The following is a 25,018-nucleotide window of genomic DNA, read 5'->3' as shown; positions in this document are numbered from 1 at the left end:
AATTTATCAATATATTTAAACTATTTAATGTATTTTTAAATTATTTTAAAGTAATTATCATTTTTTGAGCTGTTTTTTAATTTTTGGTTAGATTTTTGAAGTTGAAAAATCAGTTAGAATATTTTTCTAACGTAAGAGAAATCACCACTTCTCTTTTTTTATTAAATCACACTTAAATATTAATATTATGTCAACAGAAAATCTAACGCACCTCGAGGCGATTAAAAAATTAAAGAACTTTCAGAAAAGGCAAGAATTTGTATGTTTGCTACAGATCTTGAAACTTTACCGATTACTTCAAGACCAATGGGGCTTCAGGAAACTGATGACGAAGGTAATCTTTGGTTTATCAGCAGCGAAGAAAGTAACAAGAATTTTGAAATCAGAGACGACCGCAGAGTACAGCTTTTCTTTATGAATAACAGCAATTCTGAATACTTGTCAATCTACGGAGAAGCTTCAATTTATAAAGATAAAACTACCATCGAAGAAAAATGGTCAGCAATGGCAAATGCCTGGTTTGACGGTAAAGAAGATCCGAATGTATCGATCATTAGAGTAGAGCCGAAAGAAAGCTATTATTGGGATACCAAGGCAGGGAAATTGGTGAGTATGCTAAGTTTTGTGGCTGCTGCAGTGACCGGAAATAAAACTGACAATTCAGACGGTGTTGAAGGAAACGCAACGATTTAGAATTTTTAAAACTATAAAAATGTAGCCATGATTTTTGAAGACCAACCGCATGCTGTTCGCCAGGAAATGAACAGCATGCCACACGAAAACCTGAAATTCATTACCAATATCATCAATTTTACAGGTGACAAATCTTTCATTCTCACTTCTTTGCAAAAAATTCAGAACAGCACACTCTGTGAGATTAAAAGAAATACCATCGATAAATTCATCAAAGAATACGCCCTCAATTTTGACGGATTTGTTGAAAACGACATCAGTCTTCATCATAACTCAAACCAACAAGTCTGTCCTGTTTTTGCGAAGAAATCTTTCGATAAAGTAATGATGGAGCAGGAATATCTGAATCGATTGGTAAGTATTTTGAATCCGGATTAATGATTAATCCGTTATAAAATTTTTTCTTGCCAATTCTTTTCTCACACGGCTTAAGCTTTCGGGTGTAATTCCTAAATATGATGCAACCATCCATTGTGGAACCCTGAGAAGCAGATCAGGATACATTTTGATGAATTTCAAATATCTTTCTTCTGCTGTTTCACCCAATAAAGAATTGATTCTGTCTTGTAAACTCTTTACATGTTTCTGAAGAACTAAATCATTTTTTTCAATGCTGTTAGGAAATTCTTCCAACAACTTATTAAAAAAATCACGCTGCAAAACTGACACTTCAGAATCTTCTACCGCTTCAATATAATAGTTTGATTTCTCACTGAAATAAAGACTGCTTCGGTCACCAATTAGCCAGTTTTCAGGAGCAAACTGAATAATATGCTCCTTACCGTTTTTATCAATAGAAAACATTCTTAACAGTCCTTTTTCCACAAAAAATGTATTGCGGCAAACTTCACCGTATTGTAACAAAAATTCGCCTTTAGAAACTTTTTTTGTTTCGTATTGTACACTGCAAAGGCTTAACCGTTCTGCGGGAACTTCAAAAACTTTTGCTAAATAATTGGTCATATTACTCATGAGGTGATCTGGCTTAAAGTGATATCTTGATGTGATGCATTATTGATTTCGTCACCATTTTCGATGACAATCAATTGCGGACTTTCGTGTCTTATCCCGAAATCTTCAGCGATCTTATTCGAAATATTTCTATGTGCCAAAAGGTCTAAAAAATAAAGTGTAGCACCATGCTCCTGAGCCTCTTCAATTTCTTTTTCAAAATTTTTCAAAACCGTTTTACTGATAAAACAGCTCGTAGAATGTTTGAAAATCGCAATTTTTCCAGAATACGATTTTTTAATAGCTTCTTCCAAATCTTTTTCAGACTCTATTAAATTCCAAAAAGATTTTGACTTATTTTCTTCTGCCTTTCCGCCAAATATTTTATCTAAAAAACTCATACATTAAATTGTTTTAAATGGTGATTGAGGTGTTTATATTCCATAAAACCCCAATCTTTTTCTTTCATCGTTCCAAATAGTGCGTGATCATTAGGTAAATTATGATTTTCATAAGCTTTTACGTATTCGTTCAGCGTATTCAAAAGATTATTTTTTGCTACCTTAAAATCACACTCAAAATTAACGATTAGTTTTTGAAAACTCGGCATATTATGCGGAATTCCGTTATTGAAAATCTGAATTTCTTTTTTAGTTAAAATTCCTATTGCTCTGAATATAAAATTTGGCTTAGAAAGATGAACTTTCTTCAATGGAACTTTTAAAATCAATTCGCAATGAGTCAACATTTGGGCAACGTTCATCCTACCCCATTTTCTATGAGAATTTTCAGAAAGAAGAGAGATTCTTGAGATAATTTCATTCAAATCATTGCTGTTATGAAGACTTTTTTTCACCAAACTTTTTCGTTCTTTAAGTTTTCAATGTGTGCAAAATGATGATTGCAATGCCATGCGTAAAGCGCCAAAAAATATCTGAGATTATAGTCATCTTCCTTTTCAGGATGGCGGAAAGTTTTTTCAAACTGCTTGTTAGTCATCGTTTTTAATAAGACATACCATCTTTGATGAATACCTTTCAGCATTCTCATCGCTGGTTTTACCGGCATACTTATGCTGTCCTGAAGTTCTGCCCACTTTGCTTCATCGTAAGGTTTTATTGTTGGATTTTCTTCTGTTAAAGCTAATTTAAAACGAATAAAACTGTTCGCATGACTGTCTGCAAGGTGATTCACAAGTTGCCTTACCGTCCAGCCGCCTTCTCTGTATGGCGTGTCTAATTGCTCATCTGAAAAATCTTCAATCAGTTTTTTTAGTTTTTCAGGAAAATTTTTGATGACTTTGATATGGCTTTCCAGCTCAATGTCGCAACTGGTATTATTTTCTTGGAATTTTCCGATGGGAAATTTTTTATGCTCTAAATTATTCATAGTTGATTTTTATTTGAGTCTTGCTTTTCCATTTTTTTTAAGCAATTTCTGATTGTAAGTTTTTTGTAAAAATATCAAAAATTCGAGAATTTGAATATGAAATAAACTTTAATTATAAATATTTTGCCTGAAAATTTTAGACAAAAAAACTCCAATTCTTTTAAAAATTGAAGTTTATTATAAGTTTAATTAAATACATTAATAACCGTGTAAATCAATACCTTCTGTTCGTTGTAAAGTGATTTTCTTCCCCATTTTCTTCTGAATCACTCTGAAATGTTGCAATTCATCATCCGTCAGAATATTGATGGCAGTTCCTTTTTCACCTGCACGACCTGTTCTACCAATCCGATGAATATAATCTAAAGGCGAACGTGGCAATTCGTAATTAATCACACAAGGCAAAGACTCGATATGAATACCGCGACCAATCAAGTCGGTTGCTACTAAAATCTGAGCACCATTTACTTTAAATTCTTCCAAGTTATTTCTACGGGCTCCTTGCGATTTCTGACTGTGAATAGCAACAGCTTTAATTTTATTTTTCTTCAGTTTTTCAACCAAATTGTCAGCAGATTTTGTAGACGAAACAAAAATCAGTGCTTTTTCAACTTTCTTTTCTTTAATTAAATATCTTAAAAATGGACCTTTGTCTTCCGGAGCAACGTGATATGCCAATTGCTCAATATTGTCGATTTCAACTTCTTCTTTTTTAATTTCAATCAATGTGGGATTCATTGAAATACGTTTCTTCATTTCAGAAACCTTGTCATCTAATGTTGCAGAAAATAACGTCGTCTGTTTCATGACAGGCATCATGCCGAAAAGCTTATCCATCTCTTCCCCGAAACCTAACTGAAACATTTTGTCGGCTTCATCAATCACCAAATGTTGAATTCCCGAAATGCTCAATGCATTATGATCGATCAAATCTAAAAGACGACCAGGTGTTGCAATAAGAACCTCTACTCCAAACATTCCTTTCATCTGAGGATTGATAGAAACACCTCCATAAACTGCCATTGTACGAATCTCACGTTTCAAGTTTTCTGTAAAAGCTCTGAAAACTTCATCAATCTGAATCGCTAATTCTCGTGTAGGAACCAATATCAAAACCTGAACGTTACGGTCTTTTTTCACTTCTGCATTTTGCAGTTTCTCTAAAATAGGCATTACAAAACAAGCTGTTTTTCCGGAACCTGTTTGCGCAATTCCCATCAAATCTTTTCCTTGTAAAATTACAGGAATTGCCTGTTCCTGAATTGGAAATGGTTTTAAGTAACCTAACTTTTTAACAGAATGAATAATATTGCTTGATAATCCTAACGACTCAAATGACATAAAATATTGATTTATTACAAAGATAAGCTATTGATATTTGGTTTATACCTCGAAAATGAAATACCGATTGTAATAATTTTAACAAAATAAAGATTTTAAACTTTTAACCTTTTAATTTCCATAAGGTTTGTGATTCCGGAGGAATCTACATATCGCAAATAAAATATCGTAGTAGATTCCTCCGGAATGACAAACTGAGCATTCATTTTTTAGCATCAATAAGCTTCTTCACATTTATAAAATTGGTTGAGAACGATATTCTAAATGCCGTTTTGTCCGATATTTAAAATTTGGATAAATTTTTGAATATTAGATTTTAATAAATTATTAAAAAAATCAACCATAATAATAAGTATGAAAAAAGCATTAATAATAGTCGATGTTCAGAATGATTTTTGTGAAGGCGGAGCTTTGGCCGTTCCGGGAGCGAACGAAGTAATTCCGTATATCAATCTTCTGATGGAAGAAAATGAATATGACCAAATTGTTCTGACTCAGGATTGGCATCCTGCAAATCATAAAAGTTTTGCAAGCAACAACAATAGAAAAGTTGGCGAAAGTATTATTTTAAATGGTGTTCCGCAGTTTATGTGGCCAGATCACTGTGTGGAAGGAACGTTCGGGGCAGAATTTCATAAAGATCTGAACAGAGAAAAAGTTACTCATGTAATTCAAAAAGGAAAAAATACTGAAATTGATGCTTACAGTGGTTTTCAGGATAATAATCACTTTATGAAAACCGGTTTGGATGACTTTTTAAAATATCATGATATTCAATTGGTTGAAATTGTTGGGCTGGCGTTAGATTACTGTGTAAAATTCACGGCTACAGATGCTGTGGCAAACGGCTACGTAACCTGTCTTCATTTTAACGGAACACGAGCTGTCAATGTAAAACCAGATAACGGTAAAGATGCCATTTTTGAAATGATTCAGAAAGGGGTGACGGTTTTGGGGTAATCTGTTATAAGTTTTGAATTATTAATTATGAGTTCATTCTAAACACAAACTAAACTGATAATTTATCACAAAAAAAGACGCAGAATTAATTTTCTGCGTCTTTTATATTTTAAACTTAAAAGCTTTATTAAAGCATTTTCAAGTTATTCACTTCTAAATCTGTAAGGATTCTCCAGTGTCCTCTTTTGATGTTTTTCTTCGTCATTCCGGCAAACATTACTCTGTCTAATGCTTCCACCTCGTATCCTAATCTTTGGAAAATTCTTCTGATAAGACGGTTCCAACCGATGCTGATTTCCATTCCAATTTCATTTCTTGGTTTCCCTTCGATGAACGAAATTTGATCTACAACAGCAATACCTTCTTCCAAACGAATACCTTCTACAATTAGTTTCATGTCTTCATTGGTCAATTTCTTATCCAAAGTTACATGATAGATTTTTTTAGAATCAAAAGATGGGTGCGTCAGCTTCTTCGTCATGTGACCATCATTGGTCAAAAGAATAACTCCCGTTGTAGAACGGTCTAGTCTTCCCACCGGGAAAAGACGATATGGTGATGCATTGGCAACCAAATCCATTACGGTTTTTCTTGCTTTGTCATCTTTGGTTGTAGAAATATATCCTTTTGGCTTATTCAAAAGTACATAAACCGGTTTTTCCGGAGTGATACCTTGTCCGTCGAAAACTACTTTATCCGTTTTCTCAACCTGATATCCCATTTCGGTAACCACCTTTCCGTTGACCTCTACCAATCCTTGAACGATTAAGTCGTCTGCTTCTCTCCTGCTGCAAATTCCTGAGTTTGCGATGTATTTATTAAGACGAATCGTGTCTTTATGAACATCCTTTTCAACCTTTTTGAATCTTCTTTTTTGTACAAAAGATTTTGCTCTGTCGTCATCTCTGTCAGTTTCGCTGCCAGGTCTTCTTCCATATTTTAAGCTTCCTCTTTCGTATTTATCTCTGGTATTAGTACTTCTTACACCTCCCCTTTTAGATCCGAAAGATTTCTTTTCTTCACCTTTGTTGGATACAAATGGTTCTTTTTCAGTTTTTGAGTATTTCTTTTCCATTCGACTCTCATAGCTAGTATCAGATCTCCTAGAATCAGGTTTTGAAAAAGGTGTAGAGCTGTCTGTATCTCTTTCGCTTCTGCCGAAAGGCTTTTTCTCAGATTTTGATGAGCCATTGTCATCTCTATCTTTTGGCTCAAAACTTCTTCCGCCAGTTTTAGAGAACGGCTTTTTGAAAGATTTTGAATCTGAAGAATTTCCAGATTTAGGAGAGCGAGGACTGTCCGAATTTCTTGTTGAAGATCTCGGTTTTTTTGGTCTTCCTGAATTATTATTGTCTCTGCTCATTCTAAATATTTTTGCAAAGATAGTGATTTAGTTACGAGTTAGAAATTAAGAATCATAACTTTGTACAATTGTTTGCTTATTAATTTATTCAAAAATCAAAAAATGATTACTTTTTTAGACCAAAATTTTTCTCAGCTCAACGATTTTATTACTCAAAACACATTCAGCAAAATATTTATTCTTGTAGACGAAAATACGCATGAATACTGTCTTCCTGTACTTTTGGGAAATTTGGAAACAGAAATCAATTTTGAAATTCTGGAAGTTGAGCCTGGTGAGGAAATGAAAAACATTCAGACGGTCACTCAATTGTGGGAAATTTTAACAGAAATGCAGGCCGACCGAAAAGCTCTGATCATGAATCTTGGCGGTGGCGTAATCACCGACATGGGTGGTTTTATTGCTTCTACCTATAAAAGAGGGATTCAGTTTATCAATATTCCTACTACTCTTCTATCCATGTGTGATGCATCTATTGGCGGAAAAACTGGAATTGATCTGATACATTATAAAAATATGGTAGGAACATTCAGTTTTCCGGAGCAGATTTTTGTGTATCCTCAGTTTTTAGAAACGCTTCCTTATAAAGAACTGCGAAGCGGCTTTGCCGAAATGCTGAAACATGGTTTGATTGCAGACAAAGCTCATTGGGAAAATTTAACTCAAATTCAGAAACTAGACGTTGAAGGTATTCTTCCACACATTCAGACTTCAATGGATATTAAGCAGGAAGTTGTAGAGAAAGATTTTCACGAGAAAAATATAAGAAAAACCCTGAATTTTGGCCACACAATTGGTCATGCGATAGAAAGCTTATGTTTAGAAAAAGAGAATCCTATTCTCCACGGTGAGGCTGTAGCACTGGGGATGATTTGCGAAACATATCTTTCTTATTTGGAAGGTTTGATTTCAAAAGAAGATTCAGAATTGATTATCGAAAACATTCAGAAATATTATTCATTTATAGATTTAGATGAATTTAAAGATGACGATATTTTCAGATTATTATTAAATGATAAGAAGAATGCAGACACGAAAATCAACTTTTCCTTACTTTCAGGAATTGGTTCTTGTGTTTTTGACCACGAATGCAAGACACAAAACATTCAAAAATCATTGGATTTTTATAGAAAACTGAGTAATTTTTAAGCTAAATTTAACAAATATTATTTATAGCATATTATTTTAATACACAATTTAAATACTTGGTTTTGAGCTATTTAAAAATATATTTTCAATTTAATGATATCTATCATATCTTGTAAAGACCCATAATTTTGATTTTGGCAAACAATTTGAAAGATACCACTCGTCAAAATGAAAAATTTGACAGTAAAATTTAAAATTAGGAAATAGTAAATATTAAAAATTTAAAGTTATGAAAAAGTTAATTTTAGGACTAGCAATTACAGCAGGTTCATTAGCATTCGCTCAGACAACAACAACTAAATCAACATCTTCATCAGATGTAAGATTCGGTGTTAAAGGTGGTATGAACGTTTCTTCATTATCTAAAGATGCAGGTCTTGAAGACCAAAAATCAAAAATCGGTTTTAACGCTGGTATTTTCGCAACAATTCCGGTAGCAGAATCTTTTAGTATTCAGCCAGAGGTTTTGTATAGTCAGTATGGAGCTAAAATAGAAAGCACAAACGAATTTACAGTACTTGGTACAACAACTAGAAATGTTGAATCTTATTCAACAAATCTTGATTACATTGCAGTTCCTGTAATGTTCCAATATAATTTTGTGCCAAACTTCTATGTTGAAGCAGGTCCTGAATTCGGATTTTTAGTTGGAGCTAAAAATAAAGGTGATAGAACTACTACCGTTACAACAGGTTCTAACACTTCTACATCATCAGCAAGTTATAGTGACAAAATTGATAAGGATAATTTAAATACATTCAATTTTGGTATCGGTCTTGGTGCTGGTTATTACTTCACAGATAATATTGGTATCACAGCGAGATATGTTGCTGGTGTAACTGATGTTGCTAAAGACAGACCAAATGGTTCTGATGCAGTAAGAAACAATACTTTCCAAGTAGGTTTGGCTTACAAATTCTAAGGACTGTAAGTTTTTAGACAAATTTTAATTCAATATACGTGAGGTTAGGTTTTACATAACTCCTAACCTCTTTTTTTTGGCAGAATCGCCATTCTCACATCATGACATTCTCGTTTCATTGGTGTTTAAAATGAATTTTTAAATGATAATTAATTGTTCAGTAATTAAAAATATAATTACTAAGCAACACTCTATTTAATATTAAAAGAAAGATTATGAAAAAGTTATTTTTAGGATTGGCAGTTGTTGCCGGATCATTTGCATTTGCACAAGAGGTAGAAACTATATCAGCTCAGCCACAACCACTTCACGTTAAAGAACCCGTAAGATTTGGTATAAAAGGTGCTGCTACAGCAACTCAATTTAGTGAACAAGAATTAAATGGTAAAAATCAAAAAATAGGCTTTAATGCAGGGGTTTTTGTAAATATTCCTTTATCAGAGAAATTTGCTTTACAGCCGGAGGTTTTATACAATCAAATGGGAGCCAAAAGTGTAGTTTCTGATACGGAAATTATCACCGGTGCCACAAGTGTAAGAACAAAAACAGATTTCACAACATCGCTAAATTATGTTTCTGTACCACTAATGTTACAGATGAAACCATCAAAGAATTTTTATATTGAGGCAGGTCCTGAGTTTAGTTATTTTGTAGACGGAAAAAACAAAGGTGAGCAAACAATTGCAACTACAACTGCAGGCAATACGGTTACTCAGACACAATCGTCATCAGAAAGCATCAACAAAGACGATATCAAAAAATTCAACGTTGGTTTAGGTCTTGGTTTAGGATATTATTTCACTCCTAATCTTGGTATCAATGCGAGATATGTAAATAGTCTTACTCATATTGCCAACAATTCGGATGCAGTAAATGATGCTCAGAAAAACATCAATACCAACAGAGGATTTCAGTTAGGTTTAGCTTACAAATTCTAGTAATAGAAAATTTTATTTCAACGAATAAAATCCGTCACATAAAATTGTATGACGGATTTTTTTGGTTTAAGTAAAATTTAATAATGCTTCTTAAAAACTCATTAATCGTTACATAAAAATATCCGTGAGTTAATGAAGCAGAACTGCCATTTATATTTTCAAGTTAATTTGAATATTTAATAAAGAACTACGCAACCCCATTTGTAAAGGTATTGGATAAAGCACCGAAGTTTATTCCTCTGTTTGTACCAAATCTGCCTATGATATAAGAATTTCACTTAAAAAAACAAATCATCATAATTCTACAAGTATAAATTCAGACAAGCGTAAAAGATTATTTAAATTTTATGAAAACTTTAACTATCACATTTTTTTTTAGGAATAGTTCTTGTTTAATCTAATATATAACACTTAAATACGACAATATTATGGACAATCAAGATTACAACAAAGCAGAAAAAGCAGTAAATAATACAGAAGATGCATTAAGAAATACTGCAAGTGACGCAAAATGGAAAATCAGTGATTTAGCTGACAAGGCAAGAGATTATATCAAAGAAAAACGTGATAATGATCAGGAAGCTAATCAGGAAGACTGGCTAGACAGAGTGAAAGCTAATGCTTCTGAAACTTGGGAAGACATTAAAGATGGCGCAAACGATGCATGGGAAAAAACAAAAGATGCTGCTGAAGATGTGAAAGCAGAATGGAACAAGAAAACGAATTAGAAAAATTCAGTCTTTTAAATATATTCAAAGAAAATGGAGTCTTTTTGCAAAGGCTCCGTTTTTTATTATGTCCTAAACATAAATTATTGCTACATTTGTAGATATTAAACATTAAAAAATTATGTCATACGGTTTACTTAAAGGGAAGAAAGGAATTATTTTTGGAGCCCTTAATGAACAATCTATCGCATGGAAAGTTGCTGAGAGATGCCATGAAGAAGGCGCTGAATTTATATTATCTAACGCTCCTATCGCACTTAGAATGGGAGAACTGAACGGATTAGCTGAAAAAACAGGTTCTGAAGTAATTGGTGCAGATGCTACTTCTACTGAAGATCTTGATAAACTTTTTGATGCTGCAATCGCAAAATTTGGGAAAATAGATTTTATTCTTCACTCGATAGGAATGTCCGTAAATGTAAGAAAGGGAAAACACTATACTGAGATGAATTACGATTGGACAGAAAAAGGTTGGGATATCTCAGCAGTATCTTTCCATAAAGTAATGCGTACAGCGTGGGAAAAAGACTGTATGAATGAATGGGGAAGCATTTTGGCTCTTACTTATATTGCAGCTCAAAGAACATTCCCAGACTACAATGATATGTCTGATAACAAAGCATACTTAGAAAGCATTGCAAGAACTTTCGGATACTATTGGGGTGACAGAAAAGTGCGTGTAAATACTGTTTCTCAGTCTCCTACCGTTACTACTGCAGGAAGCGGAGTAAAAGGTTTCGGAGGTTTCTTAGGATATGCTGAAGATATGTCTCCACTAGGAAATGCATCAGCTCTTGAGTGTGCAGATTACTGTGTAACTTTATTCTCAGATCTTACCAAGAAAGTAACGATGCAGAATTTATTCCATGACGGAGGATTCAGCAGCTCAGGAGTTACGCAAAAAGTCATCAGCAAGTATGACTAATAATTGATTATTAAAAAATCTTATGAGCATTTATAAAGGCTCATTCAATAAATAAACCCATGAATTTTTCATGGGTTTTGTTTGTTTATTATTTTTTATTACCATCCGGAAAATTCACCTTCCACGTACCCTCCATTCACATATCTGGAAGTATCGTTTGTATGCCATGCATATACTCCCACTACCATAAGCATCAACTAAAGATAAATTGTATTCCAAAGAAATTGATTTCTAACTTTTTAATAAAAAAGTTTATTATGATACTTAATCATATTAAAATAAATCCAATAATACTTACCAGATTTTATTTTTAATTAATATTCTTACCAAAAAATCTGTTTCACCTTTTAGATGACTGACAATTTTAATTATATTTTTCTGAACTGCAGCTTCAGTTTTAAGATTGTTAATATATTTGATGAGTTCATTTCTTCTGGATGGCACAAGATTTTCAAAATTTTCTAGCGCCATAGGATTATTTTTAATTGCCTTATCCAATTCCGGATGAATGGTATGAGTTCTTTCAGCATCATCGTAAGCAATTGAAACATCAAGAATTTCACTAATTCTTTTTGGTGAATTTTCTAGCATCGTTACATTGATATACAACCTCCATTCTCCAAGATATTTCATTAAATTTTGTCTGAATTCTTTTCCATTCACAAATCCTTTTACAGGAATTGGGCTCTTATTTTTCCCCGCTTTTTCGAATATTTCATTTAAAATTTCTTCAGGTACAAAAACAAAAGGATTGATTCCTATAATCTCTAATTTGGCTGTGAAATGATTATTTTCCATGAAGAACAAAGTTACATTTTTTAGAATATAGATAGTAAATTTCAGACTCTCACACAAACCCGTTTTGTAATACAATCTCAATATTTAATTACAAAGTATTCATTATCTTTGCAGTAATAAATCTATTATACATAATGAAATTTTTTATTGACACTGCAAACCTAGAGCAAATTAAAGAAGCTAAAGATCTTGGGATTCTGGATGGTGTAACCACAAACCCATCATTGATGGCTAAGGAAGGAATCAGAGGAGCTGAAGCGATTAAAATCATTACAAAGCAATTTGTGAAATCGTAGACGGAGATATATCTGCGGAAGTACTTTCTACAACTTACGAAGAGATGATCAAAGAAGGTGATGAATTGGCGGCAATTCACCCAAATATCGTGGTAAAAATTCCAATGATCAAAGACGGTATCAAGGCGTTGAAATATTTTTCTGACAAAGGAATCAGAACTAATTGTACTTTAATTTTCTCTGTTGGACAGGCTCTTTTGGCTGCTAAAGCAGGTGCTAGTTACGTTTCGCCTTTCTTAGGAAGATTAGATGATATTTCTACAGACGGTTTAAACTTAATCGAAGAAATCAGATTGGTTTTTGATAACTACATGTACGAAACTGAAATTCTGGCAGCATCTATCCGTCATTCTATGCACATTATTGACTGTGCTAAAATCGGCGCGGATGTGATCACTTCACCACTTCCTCCAATCTTGAGTTTGTTGAAGCACCCATTAACGGATAGCGGATTGGCTCAGTTTATTGCAGATTCTCATAAATTAGCTTAATCATTTTAAGTTTTAAATACAAACGCCCGAAACTAAAGTTTCGGGCGTTTTTTATTGTAATAAATCGAGCTCTAAAAGATTATTGTTTTTCTTATTGGCCTCCATTTGTCTTTTATGGCTATCCCTTAAAACTTCATCCATATCAACGGGATTTCCGGAAGCATCTTTCATATCTGAAAACAAACCTTTGGGAGCGAATTGTCTTGCTGCTTTTGTCGGATCTTCTCTGTAATCTACAAATGCCTTTTTAAATTTTTTATAATCTACCTCTATCAAAGGTGTAATTCGTTTTTTCTCTTTAAAACTTATAAATGAAATATTTTTATTTAATTTTCTAATTCCCTTTAACTCATAAATATGAGATTGAGTGTTGTCTTCAAGTTTAATAATCAACCCTGGCAAACTGTAGAATTTATAGGGACCGTCTTGTATTGGAATCTCTGTTGTAAACCAAGCAGTCCAGGTTCTGCCGGCAAAGTTGCAAGTCGCTTTTTTGAGCCACAAACTCCCCTACTTTTTCTTTTTCGGGTGAGATTTTCCAATCTTGTTTTCTGCTGTCTTCAACAATATACTCATCACTTCCCAGTTTCACAAAAGTATTCACGTGATAGTCGGGATAGCTTTTTTCAACCATGTGCTTAATCTTTCCTTTTAAAGCCAATTTTGTCAAATCAATATTAGTATTTCCTTCTTTTATTTGTTTTTCCACTTCAGCTTCCCTCACAGAATCAGCTTCTGCTAAAGGCTTGCTATAAAACTGAGAACCTTTTGAAAAAACATTTAAAACCATCAATTCTGTTTCGATTTTATTTCCTTCCGTAGAATCCTTAACAAATTTGTACTCGTAACTGAAACTTTGATTTTGAGCGTAAAATAAGATACCTAAAAAAGTATGATGACCCCTTGGAATAATAACACTTAGTAAGATTCTTAGTAGTCCGTAACTACGTTACCTACACAACTGCCTACCCCTCTAAATATAAAGAGATAATAAACTTCGATCAAATCTTTTTCAATTTTATTTCGCATAAGGTTTTATAAATCGATATTTTATCCGCCCATAATTATAATACATTTTCTCCTTATCTCTACTTCTAACATTGAGCTTATATTTAATAAATGTAATTAGAAGAATAATTGAAGTTAATAGAAATATATTGAGAGAATACTTTCTAAAGTCAACCATTGAATGATCTAAAAATAAGCATTTTTTTAATTCATTTGGCAATGCAACGAGTACAATATTGACAAAGAATATGAAAATTATTATTTTATTTTGTACAGTATTCCAATCAAAAAATTGGTTTAAAAATCTTGCCATAGTAATACTCTTTTAAAATTTAACAAAGCTCTTCACAGAACAATTGTTAAGTGGTAATTTAATTCACAGGATGAGTATCTAACTTTCTTCAACATGACCTACTTATTAAAAATTTATCTTTAATAAGTAGGTCATTGATTTAATGGAGAAAATCTCTATTTATATAGAGAAATATTTTATCAATGAACGCCACAAAGATAGTAAGTTTAAACTATTAATCAATAATTGTTTTATTACGAAATAATTCATTTAATACAAAAATAAATGTTTAAAATATAAACATTTATTTTATAAAAAACATTACATATTTAATAAAAATATTTACATATAATTAATAATTTTAAAATAATAAAAATACAATTATTCATTATTATTTGAGATATTTTAAAAAATTATAGTTATGTTCATATTATTTATCTTACATTTGCAAATGCATAAAATACATATTTTCAGTATTTTATATAAAATATCATTTTTACACCCTCTATATCCAACCACTTATTATTACTCAAATTGAAGTTAAAATATTCTGAAATAAATTATTTCAATATTTTAAAATCTTTAAAATTTATTTATTATGATTAAGAATTATATTATTTATTATTATCAAAAAACATTACTGTTCACATTGCTTGTATTCAGTATATCAATAAATTCCCAAGTTGGAATTGGCACAACAACACCAGACGCAAGTTCTATCTTAGATCTAAGCTCGACAAGCAAAGGGATGCTGGCTCCAAGAATGACCACAGCGCAAAGAATCGCAATAGCATCGCCCGTTGACGGATTACTAGTGTATGATACTACTTTGAAGCTTTTTTATTATTACGTTAGTCCAGCAGGATCATGGTCTGCTGTGGGAAGCAGTTTAACCGAAAGATCAAATTTTAAACGTATTAAATCTACAGACGTCTTATCTACGGTACTCTCCGCAGAATTAACAGCCGGTGCAGGAGCAAAATACGTCATGAACCCCAATACTTTATATGAAATTAATGGTCAGGTACAGTTTAATTTTCCAATCGATATAAATAATTCATATATACACGGTCTTGACACCAACAATGATATCATTATCCGACCTACCGGAAACATCTTTGAAGGTGCCATCGGTGGAAGTATAAAAAATGTTACATTGATCGCTTCAGGAGGAAGTGTATTTAATCTTAGTGGTACCGCTGCACAAAACCTTGTTTTTAGAGATTGCGTGGTTGCTGGTTCCAATTCAGTAGGAACAATTTCAGGCTTCGGTCTGGTTTTTTTGAGTATTGTTCAATTTTCAGCGAATACTAATGGAATAACTTACAACAATATATCACAGTTATTACTTAGTAATTTAGGTTGGTTTGCTAATAATTCAGGAACTTACGAGAAGCTGACCGGCACATTTAGTCTTGTAGAAAAACAAGGCGGTTTCACCCATGTAGAAAGTGGTACAGCAACTGGTTTTGATGTTTCTACGGCTGGTCTCTCAGTGGGGAGCGGAATTCTTGAATCTCTAGTCTTTACCGGTACCAATATAGGAGGCTATGTTAAACCATACGCTACAGGGATATTTCCGGGATATAATTTTAATAACAACTGGATTGTAAGATCTTCCGGAATCCCTACGGAATCTGACAACAATGCAGTTGGAGATTTTACCGTAGACTATGCTGTCGGAAGTGGTATTGGCGTTAGTTTCAACACAAGTAACCCAAGTAATATCGTAAAAATCGGTAGCATAACATCAATTTCCACATCTAGCAATTTATTTAGATTTTCAACAGACGGCGCAGTCCCGAATAGATTGAAGTACCTGGGTAAAAACAAGAGAATATTTCAAATTACAGGTTCTGTATCATTTCAGGTACCTGCAGCCGGAACGTATATAATTTATATTGCAAAAAACGGAACCGTATTGAGTCAGTTTAAAGTGTATGGAAGAGGTTCAGCTGTCAACGATATAGTTGTGATTCCTATTAATGCAACCACTGAACTTTTAAATAATGATTATATAGAAATATTTGTTCAACGGTATTCAGGATCTACCGGAGATATCGTAGTTCCGAATATGTCAATTACGATTAAATAATTTTCAAAGCTTTTGAAAAGCTATATGATGTAGTGACACTACATTAAAAACAAAGCCATTCTATTGAGTGGCTTTTGTTTTAAGTTCAAACTTTCTATTTACGTTAGGATAGACACCTTTAAAATTGAAGTTGAAAAAATATTCCCTGATTACTAATCACATCTATTATAGTATCTATTAATTGTGGAAGAGTGTAAAACGCAGTCTAAACAGAACTGCGGATATCGTCAATCTAACGGATATATTCTTTTTTCATTGGTTAATATTCTTGCAGAAGCTTGTGAAATTCTTGAGTGAGAGGTAGAAAAGGAAAGCCAGCTTTTGTCCAGTATTTTTCAACATCGGAACTTTTTACAGAATTGAGTACGAATTTTAATCTAGAAGCTCTGCCTCGGATATGAAGAAAACGGGGTTCATTTTCTGATTCAAAGTATTCCTAATCTCTCTGTAAATGAAATTTGCATGAAAGTAAAAAGTATCACGACTAAAGAAATTTCCAAACGTTTTCCAGAAGTTAAGACAAAATTACGAGGTGGGAATTTTTGGATCAGCGGTTATCATGCCAACACAATTGGTCCGTATACAAACAATTCGGTCATGATACTTCCTTTTTAAAATCAATTATTCAAGTAAACAAGAAAGATGTTACTGAAACTAGAGTACCTTCTTCTCCACCTTTTTTCCACATTTATATCGTTTTAGTGTAAAAGCTGTATGTTTGTCATGAGTTATTTGAAACGTATTGAAAAACGAAGCAGCTAAAAACATTACTAAATCATTAACTTGTTTTTCCTAATGCTCTACCCACAAATGTTTTTTTTAAACAGTAATATTCTTATTTTAAAATTAGTATGAATAAAATTTAAAAAATAATTTTATTTTTACTGCATGAAAACTGACCATAATAGAAACATTGAAACCCTTAAAGAACTTGTCGAAAGCAAAGACTTTATACCCAATCTATCCGTAGACTGTACAATTTTTGGTTTTCATGACAACATTCTAAAAGTTTTGTTGCTTAAATACCATGATCTCGATTTGTGGTCGCTTCCCGGCGGTTTCGTTTTTATAGATGAAGATCTAAGAGAAGCAGCGGATCGCGTTTTGTACGAAAGAACACATCTTAAGGGCTTATTTTTGGAACAGTTTCATACTTTTGGCAGATTAGATCGTACCCAAAATAATATCCACAGAACTTTGATGGAAAACAAAGGTCTTGAAGTACCAAAAGACCACTGGATTCTACAGAGATTCATCACCGTAGGATATTGCAGTCTGATTGATTTTTCTTTAACCAATACATTTCCTGATGCTTTTAATGAAACTTGTGCATGGTTTGAGGTAAACAAGCTTCCAGATATGGCATTTGATCACGACAGAGTAATCGCTGAAGGTTTGGAATATTTACGCAAAAACATTGATACTCAAATCGCTGCAAGTAATCTTTTACCAGAGAAATTCACCATGAAAGATTTACAATCACTTTATGAAACAATTTTAGGTGAAAAATTCAGACGAAATAACTTCCAACGTAAAATATTGAGCATGAATTCATTAGAAAGAATGGAAAAACTTTTCGACGGTTCTGCTAATAAGGCTCCTTATCTCTACAAATTCATCAAAGAATAGTTTTTTTATTTTTCTTAAAAAATTTTCGCAGACCAAGTGAAAAGTATTATTTTTAGGAAAATTAAATTACATGTCATATTATCCTCTTACAAGCATTCCCGATTACTACGGAATTGATGCTTTACTTACCGAAGAACACAAGCTTATCCGCCAGTCTGTAAGAGATTGGGTTGAAAGTTTTGTAATGCCGAATATTGATCAGGCTGCCCAAGATCACACCGATTTACCAAATTTGATGCAAGAATTGGGGAAAATCGGAGCTTTAGGCCCTTACATTCCTGAAGAATATGGTGGTTCTGGTCTTGATCAGATCTCTTACGGTTTGATTATGCAGGAATTGGAGAGAGGAGATTCTGCTGTACGTTCTGCAGCGTCTGTTCAAAGTTCATTAGTCATGTTTCCCATCAACGAGTTTGGTTCTGAGGAGCAGAAAAGAAAATACTTACCCAAACTAGCTTCCGGTGAAATGATTGGTTCTTTCGGGTTGACTGAGCCAAATCATGGTTCAGATCCTAGTTCTATGGAATCTCAGTTTAAAGATATGGGTGATCATTATCTTTTGAATGGTGCTAAAATGTGGATTACCAACTCTCCCCTTTGCGATATTGCCGTTATTTGGGCTAAAAACGAAGAAGGAAAAGTGCAGGGATTAATTGTTGAAAGAGGCATGGAAGGCTTTACAACTCCCGAAACACACAATAAATGGAGTTTGAGAGCTTCTAAAACTGGAGAATTGGTATTTAATAATGTAAAAGTTCCTAAAGAAAATCTACTTCCGGGAGTTACAGGATTGAAAGGACCTTTATCTTGTTTAAACTCTGCACGATACGGAATTTCGTGGGGCGTAATTGGTGCTGCAATTGATTGTTATTGCACCGCTGTTCAATATTCTAAAGAAAGAAAACAATTCGGAAAACCGGTGGGTGCATTCCAGTTGCAGCAAAAAAAATTAGCTGAATTTTTAACTGAAATCACTAAGGCTCAATTACTTTGTTTACAATTAGGAACATTGAAAAATGATCACAAAGCGACACCAGCTCAAATCTCGATGGCGAAAAGAAACAACGTAAAGATGGCAATTGACATTGCAAGAGAATCTCGCCAAATTCTTGGCGGAATGGGAATTATGGGAGAATTTCCGATGATGAGACACGCTGCCAATTTAGAATCTGTGATTACATATGAAGGGACGCACGATGTTCATTTATTGATTACAGGTCTGGATATTACAGGATTTAATGCTTTTTAAAGAGTTGAAAAACATATTGAAGAAAAGTCTGATCAAATGATCAGACTTTTTTCATTTTTATAAATTAATATTCAACAAATAGCTGTTTTTAATTTTAAATATTTATTATTTACAGGAATTTTTTAATTTAACTGAAAAATATAAACATGAAAAAACTAACTACTCTATTTTTAGGACTTACAGCTTCATTCTATTTTGCACAACAAGCAGGAGACGTTTTCAATTTCGAACAAAAACTTGATCTTACTCCTCAAGGAGTTACAGGATTTCTTTCAAATAATCTTGGCGAGCAGAACTCTCCGGATTTTGTCAATTATCTGAATAGTTTTAACACTGGTTTAAAGGCTTACAAAATAACCTATTATACAAAAAACGAAAATAATAATCTTGTAAAAGCGACTGGGCTTATTATGTACCCAAACGTCAACTACAAACTTTCTACTGTAGTTTCTGATCACGGAACAACCGACAGCCGCGAAAATGTTCCTTCTAATCTCAAAGGTGTTCTGTATGCAGGTTTTGTAGTAGAGCTCTCTTATGTTTTAAACGGATATATCTTAATGGCTCCTGATTATGTTGGAATGGGTTCCGGAGAAGGAGCTCATCCTTATGTGCACTATCCTACCGAAGCCTCTGCAACAATAGATTTTGTAACTGCAGCAAATAAAGTTTTGACTCTGTTAAATGTGAAACGATACAACGAATATTTCTTGGCCGGTTATTCTCAAGGTGCTCATGCAGCAATGTCAACCTTAAAAAAACTGAATATTTCAAATCCTTCCAATCTGAATTTCAAATATGCTTATATGGGAGACGGACCTTATGATTTTTCGGGTGTAACGCTTCAGAAAGGTGTTTTGGAGAAAGATGTTTATCCGTTTACTTCTTTCATCGCGAATGTACTCAATACTTGTAATAATACCGGGTATAAAACTTACACGAATAGTATTTCTGAAGTGATTTCCTCAGAATATCTGGATAAATATAATTATCATGTACTTCAGGACAATGGTGGATTACTTTGGGGGCCGCTTTTATGGCGAAAACTTTTCACCAATAATTTTATCAATGATGTTACCAATAACAACAATAATAAATTGAGACAATGTCTGAAGTCAAATGACGTTTATGATTGGCACAACAAAACACCCATGACTTTAGGACATTCTACAGTTGATTTGGCAATTCATCCCGAAAATACTTCAAAAACTATTGATACTCAACGAGGCTATTACGCTTGGTGGGATCTGAATAAATATAAACTTGAATCATTTTATTGGGGTCCTTTAGGACATATTGGCGGAATTGTTCCATTTGTTTTAGCATCTAATGTGAAATTCAATACATTAAGAAGTGGCGGACTTTTTAATCAATGGGCAATGCTAACCTCTAAACAGGATAATAATCAGCCGAAAACTGATCCTCTTTATGCATCTCAAATAAAACCGGATTTACAGAGTATGACTCTTTTAGAAGTCACGGATATGAACCAAGAAAAACCAGAACGCAAATCGGTGACTGATAATGATTTATCTTCATTAAAAGATGGTGTTTATCTTTTGAAATTGTCTGAGAATAATACAGTAAAGACAATTCCATATATCAGAAAAACTCCGGACTTGATAACTGAAAATGAAATCATTAAATCTGAAAACAATAATATTTTAAGTTTAAAAATAAATACTGAGGAATTATTATCAATCAATATTTTTGATAAAAATAAAAACTTAGTAAAATCGATTTCAAAAAATGAATATCTAAAAGATGGAGGTATAAATCTTAATATCATTGAAAATCAAAATTATACATTTGAAATTGTTACTCCTTTTTATAATCTTCAGTTTAATAAAAATATTGGAAATAATGAGTCTTTCGAAATTGCAGACATATTTACAAAAAATCGACAAATTATCATTCAATCTAAAAATAATATTAAAAAAGTAGTTATTTACGCAATTTCAGGAGTTTTAATTGAAAGCCAAAATCTTAATCAAAATAATTTCGAGTCTAAAAGCTTAGAATCAGGAGTTTATGTAGTACAAATTACTTTAGAAAATCAAAAAATAATCAATAAAAAATAAAACTATAACCAATCTAGATAAATCTTTTTCAATAAATGCACCTCATTTCTGAAGTGCATTTTTAATTAAAATAAGATCTTATATTTTCAACAAAATTAATATCCGGATTTAGAATTTCCATAATCAGGCTTTTCACAGACTGCATGGCATCATCGAGATTTCCTTGAGCAAACTCAAGAGAAGCAACTCCTTTTTTAGCATCAGCAAAACTCCAGATTCCTGTCTCGATCGGGAATCCCCAAAATTCAGGTAAACTTTGAATAACATATTGATAAATACATAATTGTAAAGCCTGTTTTTTATCGTCTTTATGGAAATAATCTTCGATATTTTCAGAGTCGATTTTTACCGTTAAATTTTTAATTTTTGCGGTTTTATAATCTATAATCCTAACGGTGCCGTTCAGTTTATCGATTCGGTCAATGAATCCAAAGAAGGAAACTTTGTCATTTTTAGTTTCATCTAGATAGAAATCTACGCTTTCAAATCTTCTTTCGATATCGATTATTTCTAAAGAATTTCCTTGCTTTATCAATTCCAGATCATAATTCAGAATATTCTCAATCACTTTTTTCGCAATTGCTTTGTGAATGAAATTCATCCCTTTATTATAAAATTCAGGTTGATGTTTTAGCTTTTCAATAGCAATATTTATATATTCATCAATTTGTTTAATTGATTTCTCTAAATCATTTTCTTTTAAAACTTTACCTTTTATAATCTCATAAATTTCTTGAAGCGTATAATGGACAAGATTCCCGTAATTCCTTATGGAAAGTTCTTCTTCAATTTCGTCTGTTTCGGAAGTATTTAAAATTTTAGATAAATAAAAATCAATCGGATTATACAAATAGCTTGTAAGATGAGAGGCAGAAACTTTCTCCTTCCATTTTTCAAGCTGCTCCATTACAATATCTGTTTTCGTAATTTCAATAGGCTGACTAGAAATAGGTTCAGAAGTATTTTCAACAATCAAATGTTCGATATTGTGATTGCTTTCCATCTCAATCTGTGTGATAAAACGGCTTTTTTCGCCTGTATTTACTCCGGAACTCAAAGCATTAAATAATAAATGAACATTCTGAGCATCCTGAATCAAACGGTAAAAGTGATAGGCATAAATACCGTCATTTTCAAGAAATGTATGCAAATCAAAGTGCTTTCTGATATCAAACGGAATATAGGTGTTCTGTGAATTTCCTAATGGTAATTTTCCTTCATTTACAGAAAGTAAAATCACATTTTCAAAATTAAGCAAACGGGTTTCTAAAAGTCCCATTACCTGCAAGCCTTTCAAAGGCTCTCCCTGAAAATCGATACTTTCTGAATTGATATGCTGATTAATCAAAATCTCCAAAGTATCCATTTTTATTTCAAAACCGTAGGGTGTAATCTGGTTTTTTATTATCTTAAATGCATTTTCGAAGTGAGATACGTTTTCATATTGTATATCATCAAGTTCCATCCATTTAATACGCTGGCAATATTCAATTAAAATATCTAAAAAAAGATATCCGGAATCAGCCTTTTGAAGCAAATTAAAATATGACAGATCACTCAATAATTCCTTCAGAAGATTGGCAGAAATGTAGACAATATTCCTTTCTTCAATTTTAGATTTAAAATCATTGATGACCTTTTCATCATCATCAGTTCTCGGAAGCTCTTCCAAAATCGGAAAAATATCACGGTAATAATAGGAAGATTTATTTTTCTCTAATTGTTTTTGAAGATAAAAAAGCTGCTTGACGGCATTTGAAAAAGAAAGGTTCTTCAGGGGGAAACCCATCGTTATGTTCAGATTTTCAACATCATGCATCACATCCAGACTTGCAGGCAAAAGATTTTCGTCAAGCAGAACTACAGCGGTATTGGTAAACGTTTTATTATCAATATCTTTAAATAAATCAGGAAGAACTTTTGTCTGTGTTACATTCCCTGAAACTTCATAGATTTTAATGTTTTTTGGCTGGTTAAAATCATCTTCAATCCAACTGAAAGCTCTACTGTCATTGAATTCCTTCCATAGTTTATGGTTTCGAAGAAACTTTCCGGCTTCTTGTCTTTCGTCATCAAAATAATAATGGTCTGCCTGAAAAAAACATTGCGCTTTATCCCACTGCAGAAGATTTCTTACTAATTTTTCTTCAACTGGCGTGAACGCATTAAAACCACAAAAAACAAAATGCTTATCCGTATTTTTTGCAAAATCAATGATTTTTTCCTTTGCAGATTCATGAATCATTCCCGGAGTTGCCCAGTTTTTTTCTTTTAATTTTTGCTTTAAAACTGGCAGAAAGACATTCATATTTCGCCAAAAATTCAGAAACTTTTTTCTCGGAACTTCTTCTTCATCACCCAAATCCTGCGCCCACTCTTTAATACGCTCTTCATCAAACATATATCGCAAAACCGCAACATCACTTTCAGAAAACTTCAGAATATCGTCCCAATCTTTCTGTAAAGTTGGAAACCACTTCAAAAATTCAGCAAAATCATCTTTTGGAATTAGATTTAAACTTTTGTAAACATCAAATGCAAAAAGCCACAATGCAATCCCCTGAATCTGTTGCAGATCGACGATATCAACAATTAATTCTTCAATCGTAAAAAAGCTGGGAAGAAATCCCGAATAATTGTTTTCTTCTAAAATCTGCCTGATAAAAACGATAGGTCTTTTACCCGGCAAAACGATATTAAACTGAGACAAATCTGTATTTTGTGCCAGCAGCTCGTTTATGATTTTATTTAGAAATTTCAAGGTTTTTGGAAGTTTTTTAATTGTTCAAGCTCGTTGCTTATCAGCGTATCATATTCGGCTTGTTTTTCTTTGTTCATGCCATGTTCTGTAACGCCATCATATAAAGCCTGAAAATTTTTATAATCTTTGACAATCCTGCTGTACATGGTCTGAAAATATTTGTCGTAATCGCTTGTAGTTTTTATTTTTTCTGCGATTTCTTTTCGGATTTTTCTGGCAAAAATTTCTGCAATATCAAAATGTTTCTGCTCGTGATTGAGAACATAATCATTGATTCTTTTGTCGTCTTTCCAGGATTTATCTTCGTTAAAAATTGTTTCTATGGTTACTTTTGCATCACCTTTCGGGTTTGATGATTTTATGACAGAATATGCCCAGCCACAATGGGTGTAAGCAACAATATCTTTCCCTCGCTGGTTATTAATCTTACTCTTAAAATTATTCCATACCAACCTCTTATCTTCCTTCCACTCTATTCGCTGACTCCATAAAGTATTGGAAATCAAAAGTAAAACTAATAATACGTGCTTCATTATTCTACAACGATTGTTTTGGTAATCCATGTATTATTACCATTCCAAAATCTAAAAGCATAAGTACCAACCTGCTGCGGACTAAAATTTAATTGATTAGCAGATTTATGAGTTCCTTGCGTACATATTCCATCGGTTTTGAATTGATATGCCGTTACATCTCTACCAAAATTTCCGTTATGAATATAATCATAACCATAAAATCCCTGACAACCAGATGTATAATTAGAATACGTTCTTATACTTTGAACCGAATAAACATCCATCGTATCATTTACAATAGACACACTGTCGATCTTTACTTTATCTACAGACTCAATCGTTTCGTAATCATCATCATCCTTACAAGACATCAATGAAACTGAGGCAAAAGCCAAACATAAACCAATATTTAAAAACGATTTCATAGTATTATAATAATTTATA

The 25,018-nt window shown here is 32.8% G+C and carries 25 protein-coding genes and 1 pseudogene; 14 read left to right on the top strand and 12 right to left on the bottom strand.

Features of this window, described 5'->3' with window-relative positions; all coding sequences use genetic code 11:
- The first annotated feature begins 261 nt into the window (after positions 1–261).
- Together EAG08_RS20360 and EAG08_RS20355 are read left to right on the top strand one after the other, a co-directional pair.
- Positions 262–693 carry a pyridoxamine 5'-phosphate oxidase family protein gene (locus tag EAG08_RS20360; protein ID WP_129537043.1) on the top strand — a complete coding sequence of 144 codons (432 nt, stop codon included), beginning with the start codon at positions 262–264 and terminating at the stop codon, positions 691–693.
- Between the two features lie 27 nt (positions 694–720).
- On the top strand, positions 721–1,071 hold the full coding sequence (locus EAG08_RS20355) for a hypothetical protein (protein WP_129537042.1): 351 nt from the start codon (positions 721–723) through the stop codon (positions 1,069–1,071).
- Between the two features lie 3 nt (positions 1,072–1,074).
- Here the strand turns inward: EAG08_RS20355 and EAG08_RS20350 are convergent, their stop codons facing one another.
- From EAG08_RS20350 to EAG08_RS20330, 5 genes are all read right to left on the bottom strand, one after another.
- Entirely contained in the window at positions 1,075–1,665 is a 591-nt protein-coding gene (locus tag EAG08_RS20350; protein ID WP_129537041.1) for a Crp/Fnr family transcriptional regulator, read from the bottom strand.
- Entirely contained in the window at positions 1,662–2,045 is a 384-nt protein-coding gene (gene ytxJ, locus EAG08_RS20345) for a bacillithiol system redox-active protein YtxJ (protein WP_129537040.1), read from the bottom strand. Before ytxJ ends, EAG08_RS20350 begins: the two co-directional genes overlap by 4 nt.
- The gene (locus tag EAG08_RS20340) at positions 2,042–2,500 is read right to left on the bottom strand and encodes a DUF1569 domain-containing protein (RefSeq protein WP_228446668.1); all 459 of its coding nucleotides are present in this window, start codon (positions 2,498–2,500) and stop codon (positions 2,042–2,044) included. The genes ytxJ and EAG08_RS20340 overlap by 4 nt, the downstream gene beginning before the upstream one ends.
- Positions 2,497–3,033, bottom strand: a complete 537-nt coding sequence (locus tag EAG08_RS20335; RefSeq protein ID WP_129537039.1) for a YfiT family bacillithiol transferase — start codon at positions 3,031–3,033, stop codon at positions 2,497–2,499. The genes EAG08_RS20340 and EAG08_RS20335 overlap by 4 nt, the downstream gene beginning before the upstream one ends.
- A 198-nt stretch (positions 3,034–3,231) precedes the next feature.
- Positions 3,232–4,374 (bottom strand): DEAD/DEAH box helicase, encoded by a 1,143-nt coding sequence (locus EAG08_RS20330; RefSeq protein ID WP_129537038.1) that lies wholly within the window; start codon positions 4,372–4,374, stop codon positions 3,232–3,234.
- 354 nt (positions 4,375–4,728) lie between these two features.
- On the opposite strand from EAG08_RS20330, the gene pncA reads away from it, so the two are divergent.
- Complete coding sequence (pncA, locus tag EAG08_RS20325) at positions 4,729–5,334, top strand: bifunctional nicotinamidase/pyrazinamidase (protein WP_129537037.1); 606 nt, start codon at positions 4,729–4,731, stop codon at positions 5,332–5,334.
- Positions 5,335–5,461: 127 nt separating this feature from the next.
- On the opposite strand, the gene EAG08_RS20320 is transcribed toward pncA, so the two are convergent.
- Positions 5,462–6,409: a pseudouridine synthase gene (locus EAG08_RS20320; RefSeq protein ID WP_129537306.1), complete on the bottom strand. Its 948-nt coding sequence runs from the start codon at positions 6,407–6,409 to the stop codon at positions 5,462–5,464.
- Positions 6,410–6,799: 390 nt separating this feature from the next.
- On the opposite strand from EAG08_RS20320, the gene aroB reads away from it, so the two are divergent.
- The 5 genes from aroB to EAG08_RS20295 all read left to right on the top strand — a co-directional run bounded on the left by aroB (position 6,800) and on the right by EAG08_RS20295 (position 11,359).
- Positions 6,800–7,846 carry a 3-dehydroquinate synthase gene (aroB, locus tag EAG08_RS20315; protein WP_129537036.1) on the top strand — a complete coding sequence of 349 codons (1,047 nt, stop codon included), beginning with the start codon at positions 6,800–6,802 and terminating at the stop codon, positions 7,844–7,846.
- A gap of 229 nt (positions 7,847–8,075) precedes the next feature.
- Positions 8,076–8,768, top strand: a complete 693-nt coding sequence (locus EAG08_RS20310; protein ID WP_129537035.1) for a porin family protein — start codon at positions 8,076–8,078, stop codon at positions 8,766–8,768.
- 215 nt (positions 8,769–8,983) lie between these two features.
- Entirely contained in the window at positions 8,984–9,706 is a 723-nt protein-coding gene (locus EAG08_RS20305) for a porin family protein (RefSeq protein WP_129537034.1), read from the top strand.
- 428 nt (positions 9,707–10,134) lie between these two features.
- Entirely contained in the window at positions 10,135–10,434 is a 300-nt protein-coding gene (locus EAG08_RS20300; protein WP_129537033.1) for a hypothetical protein, read from the top strand.
- Between the two features lie 121 nt (positions 10,435–10,555).
- Positions 10,556–11,359 carry an enoyl-ACP reductase gene (locus EAG08_RS20295; RefSeq protein ID WP_129537032.1) on the top strand — a complete coding sequence of 268 codons (804 nt, stop codon included), beginning with the start codon at positions 10,556–10,558 and terminating at the stop codon, positions 11,357–11,359.
- A gap of 294 nt (positions 11,360–11,653) precedes the next feature.
- Here the strand turns inward: EAG08_RS20295 and EAG08_RS20290 are convergent, their stop codons facing one another.
- A complete protein-coding gene (locus EAG08_RS20290; RefSeq protein ID WP_129537031.1) occupies positions 11,654–12,157 on the bottom strand; it encodes a YdeI/OmpD-associated family protein in 504 nt (167 codons plus the stop codon).
- Positions 12,158–12,291: 134 nt separating this feature from the next.
- Here EAG08_RS20290 and fsa point away from each other — a divergent pair.
- Positions 12,292–12,944 (top strand): annotated as a pseudogene (gene fsa / locus EAG08_RS20285) (fructose-6-phosphate aldolase).
- A gap of 51 nt (positions 12,945–12,995) precedes the next feature.
- Here fsa and EAG08_RS22800 read toward each other — a convergent pair.
- On the bottom strand, positions 12,996–13,448 hold the full coding sequence (locus EAG08_RS22800; RefSeq protein ID WP_129537030.1) for a GLPGLI family protein: 453 nt from the start codon (positions 13,446–13,448) through the stop codon (positions 12,996–12,998).
- The gene (locus tag EAG08_RS22795; RefSeq protein WP_262696855.1) at positions 13,357–13,824 is read right to left on the bottom strand and encodes a GLPGLI family protein; all 468 of its coding nucleotides are present in this window, start codon (positions 13,822–13,824) and stop codon (positions 13,357–13,359) included. The genes EAG08_RS22800 and EAG08_RS22795 overlap by 92 nt, the downstream gene beginning before the upstream one ends.
- A 1,018-nt stretch (positions 13,825–14,842) precedes the next feature.
- Between EAG08_RS22795 and EAG08_RS20270 the strand changes: the two genes are divergently transcribed.
- The 5 genes from EAG08_RS20270 (at position 14,843) to EAG08_RS20250 (ending at position 21,298) form a co-directional block, all read left to right on the top strand.
- Positions 14,843–16,339: a hypothetical protein gene (locus tag EAG08_RS20270; RefSeq protein ID WP_129537028.1), complete on the top strand. Its 1,497-nt coding sequence runs from the start codon at positions 14,843–14,845 to the stop codon at positions 16,337–16,339.
- A 420-nt stretch (positions 16,340–16,759) separates the two neighbouring features.
- Positions 16,760–16,954, top strand: a complete 195-nt coding sequence (locus EAG08_RS23195; RefSeq protein WP_129537305.1) for a transposase — start codon at positions 16,760–16,762, stop codon at positions 16,952–16,954.
- Positions 16,955–17,227: 273 nt separating this feature from the next.
- Positions 17,228–17,968, top strand: a complete 741-nt coding sequence (locus EAG08_RS20260; protein ID WP_129537027.1) for an NUDIX hydrolase — start codon at positions 17,228–17,230, stop codon at positions 17,966–17,968.
- A 70-nt stretch (positions 17,969–18,038) separates the two neighbouring features.
- The gene (locus EAG08_RS20255; RefSeq protein ID WP_129537026.1) at positions 18,039–19,217 is read left to right on the top strand and encodes an acyl-CoA dehydrogenase family protein; all 1,179 of its coding nucleotides are present in this window, start codon (positions 18,039–18,041) and stop codon (positions 19,215–19,217) included.
- Between the two features lie 146 nt (positions 19,218–19,363).
- Positions 19,364–21,298 (top strand): T9SS type A sorting domain-containing protein, encoded by a 1,935-nt coding sequence (locus tag EAG08_RS20250; protein WP_129537025.1) that lies wholly within the window; start codon positions 19,364–19,366, stop codon positions 21,296–21,298.
- A gap of 61 nt (positions 21,299–21,359) precedes the next feature.
- Here EAG08_RS20250 and EAG08_RS20245 read toward each other — a convergent pair whose 3' ends face one another.
- From EAG08_RS20245 to EAG08_RS20235, 3 genes are read right to left on the bottom strand one after another with little or no spacing between them, the layout of a single operon-like run.
- A complete protein-coding gene (locus tag EAG08_RS20245) occupies positions 21,360–24,059 on the bottom strand; it encodes a PD-(D/E)XK nuclease family protein (RefSeq protein ID WP_129537024.1) in 2,700 nt (899 codons plus the stop codon).
- The gene (locus EAG08_RS20240; RefSeq protein ID WP_129537023.1) at positions 24,056–24,592 is read right to left on the bottom strand and encodes a DUF922 domain-containing protein; all 537 of its coding nucleotides are present in this window, start codon (positions 24,590–24,592) and stop codon (positions 24,056–24,058) included. The genes EAG08_RS20245 and EAG08_RS20240 overlap by 4 nt, the downstream gene beginning before the upstream one ends.
- A complete protein-coding gene (locus EAG08_RS20235) occupies positions 24,592–24,999 on the bottom strand; it encodes a hypothetical protein (protein WP_129537022.1) in 408 nt (135 codons plus the stop codon). Before EAG08_RS20235 ends, EAG08_RS20240 begins: the two co-directional genes overlap by 1 nt.
- Between the last annotated feature and the right edge of the window lie 19 nt (positions 25,000–25,018).

The organism is Chryseobacterium sp. 3008163, from assembly GCF_003669035.1.
Taxonomy (GTDB): Bacteria; Bacteroidota; Bacteroidia; order Flavobacteriales; family Weeksellaceae; genus Chryseobacterium.
This window is presented reverse-complemented; position numbering and strand designations above follow the sequence as displayed.

Coding starts and splice junctions, on each gene's coding strand:
- EAG08_RS20320 (WP_129537306.1), bottom strand. CDS start 6,409: ATGGAAAAGAAATACTCAAAAACTGAAAAAGAACCATTTGTATCCAAC.
- EAG08_RS20350 (WP_129537041.1), bottom strand. CDS start 1,665: ATGAGTAATATGACCAATTATTTAGCAAAAGTTTTTGAAGTTCCCGCA.
- EAG08_RS20270 (WP_129537028.1), top strand. CDS start 14,843: ATGATTAAGAATTATATTATTTATTATTATCAAAAAACATTACTGTTC.
- EAG08_RS20260 (WP_129537027.1), top strand. CDS start 17,228: ATGAAAACTGACCATAATAGAAACATTGAAACCCTTAAAGAACTTGTC.
- EAG08_RS20295 (WP_129537032.1), top strand. CDS start 10,556: ATGTCATACGGTTTACTTAAAGGGAAGAAAGGAATTATTTTTGGAGCC.
- pncA (WP_129537037.1), top strand. CDS start 4,729: ATGAAAAAAGCATTAATAATAGTCGATGTTCAGAATGATTTTTGTGAA.
- EAG08_RS20235 (WP_129537022.1), bottom strand. CDS start 24,999: ATGAAATCGTTTTTAAATATTGGTTTATGTTTGGCTTTTGCCTCAGTT.
- EAG08_RS20300 (WP_129537033.1), top strand. CDS start 10,135: ATGGACAATCAAGATTACAACAAAGCAGAAAAAGCAGTAAATAATACA.
- ytxJ (WP_129537040.1), bottom strand. CDS start 2,045: ATGAGTTTTTTAGATAAAATATTTGGCGGAAAGGCAGAAGAAAATAAG.
- EAG08_RS20250 (WP_129537025.1), top strand. CDS start 19,364: ATGAAAAAACTAACTACTCTATTTTTAGGACTTACAGCTTCATTCTAT.
- EAG08_RS20330 (WP_129537038.1), bottom strand. CDS start 4,374: ATGTCATTTGAGTCGTTAGGATTATCAAGCAATATTATTCATTCTGTT.
- EAG08_RS20310 (WP_129537035.1), top strand. CDS start 8,076: ATGAAAAAGTTAATTTTAGGACTAGCAATTACAGCAGGTTCATTAGCA.
- EAG08_RS20335 (WP_129537039.1), bottom strand. CDS start 3,033: ATGAATAATTTAGAGCATAAAAAATTTCCCATCGGAAAATTCCAAGAA.
- aroB (WP_129537036.1), top strand. CDS start 6,800: ATGATTACTTTTTTAGACCAAAATTTTTCTCAGCTCAACGATTTTATT.
- EAG08_RS20355 (WP_129537042.1), top strand. CDS start 721: ATGATTTTTGAAGACCAACCGCATGCTGTTCGCCAGGAAATGAACAGC.
- EAG08_RS20290 (WP_129537031.1), bottom strand. CDS start 12,157: ATGGAAAATAATCATTTCACAGCCAAATTAGAGATTATAGGAATCAAT.
- EAG08_RS20255 (WP_129537026.1), top strand. CDS start 18,039: ATGTCATATTATCCTCTTACAAGCATTCCCGATTACTACGGAATTGAT.
- EAG08_RS20305 (WP_129537034.1), top strand. CDS start 8,984: ATGAAAAAGTTATTTTTAGGATTGGCAGTTGTTGCCGGATCATTTGCA.
- EAG08_RS20360 (WP_129537043.1), top strand. CDS start 262: ATGTTTGCTACAGATCTTGAAACTTTACCGATTACTTCAAGACCAATG.
- EAG08_RS20240 (WP_129537023.1), bottom strand. CDS start 24,592: ATGAAGCACGTATTATTAGTTTTACTTTTGATTTCCAATACTTTATGG.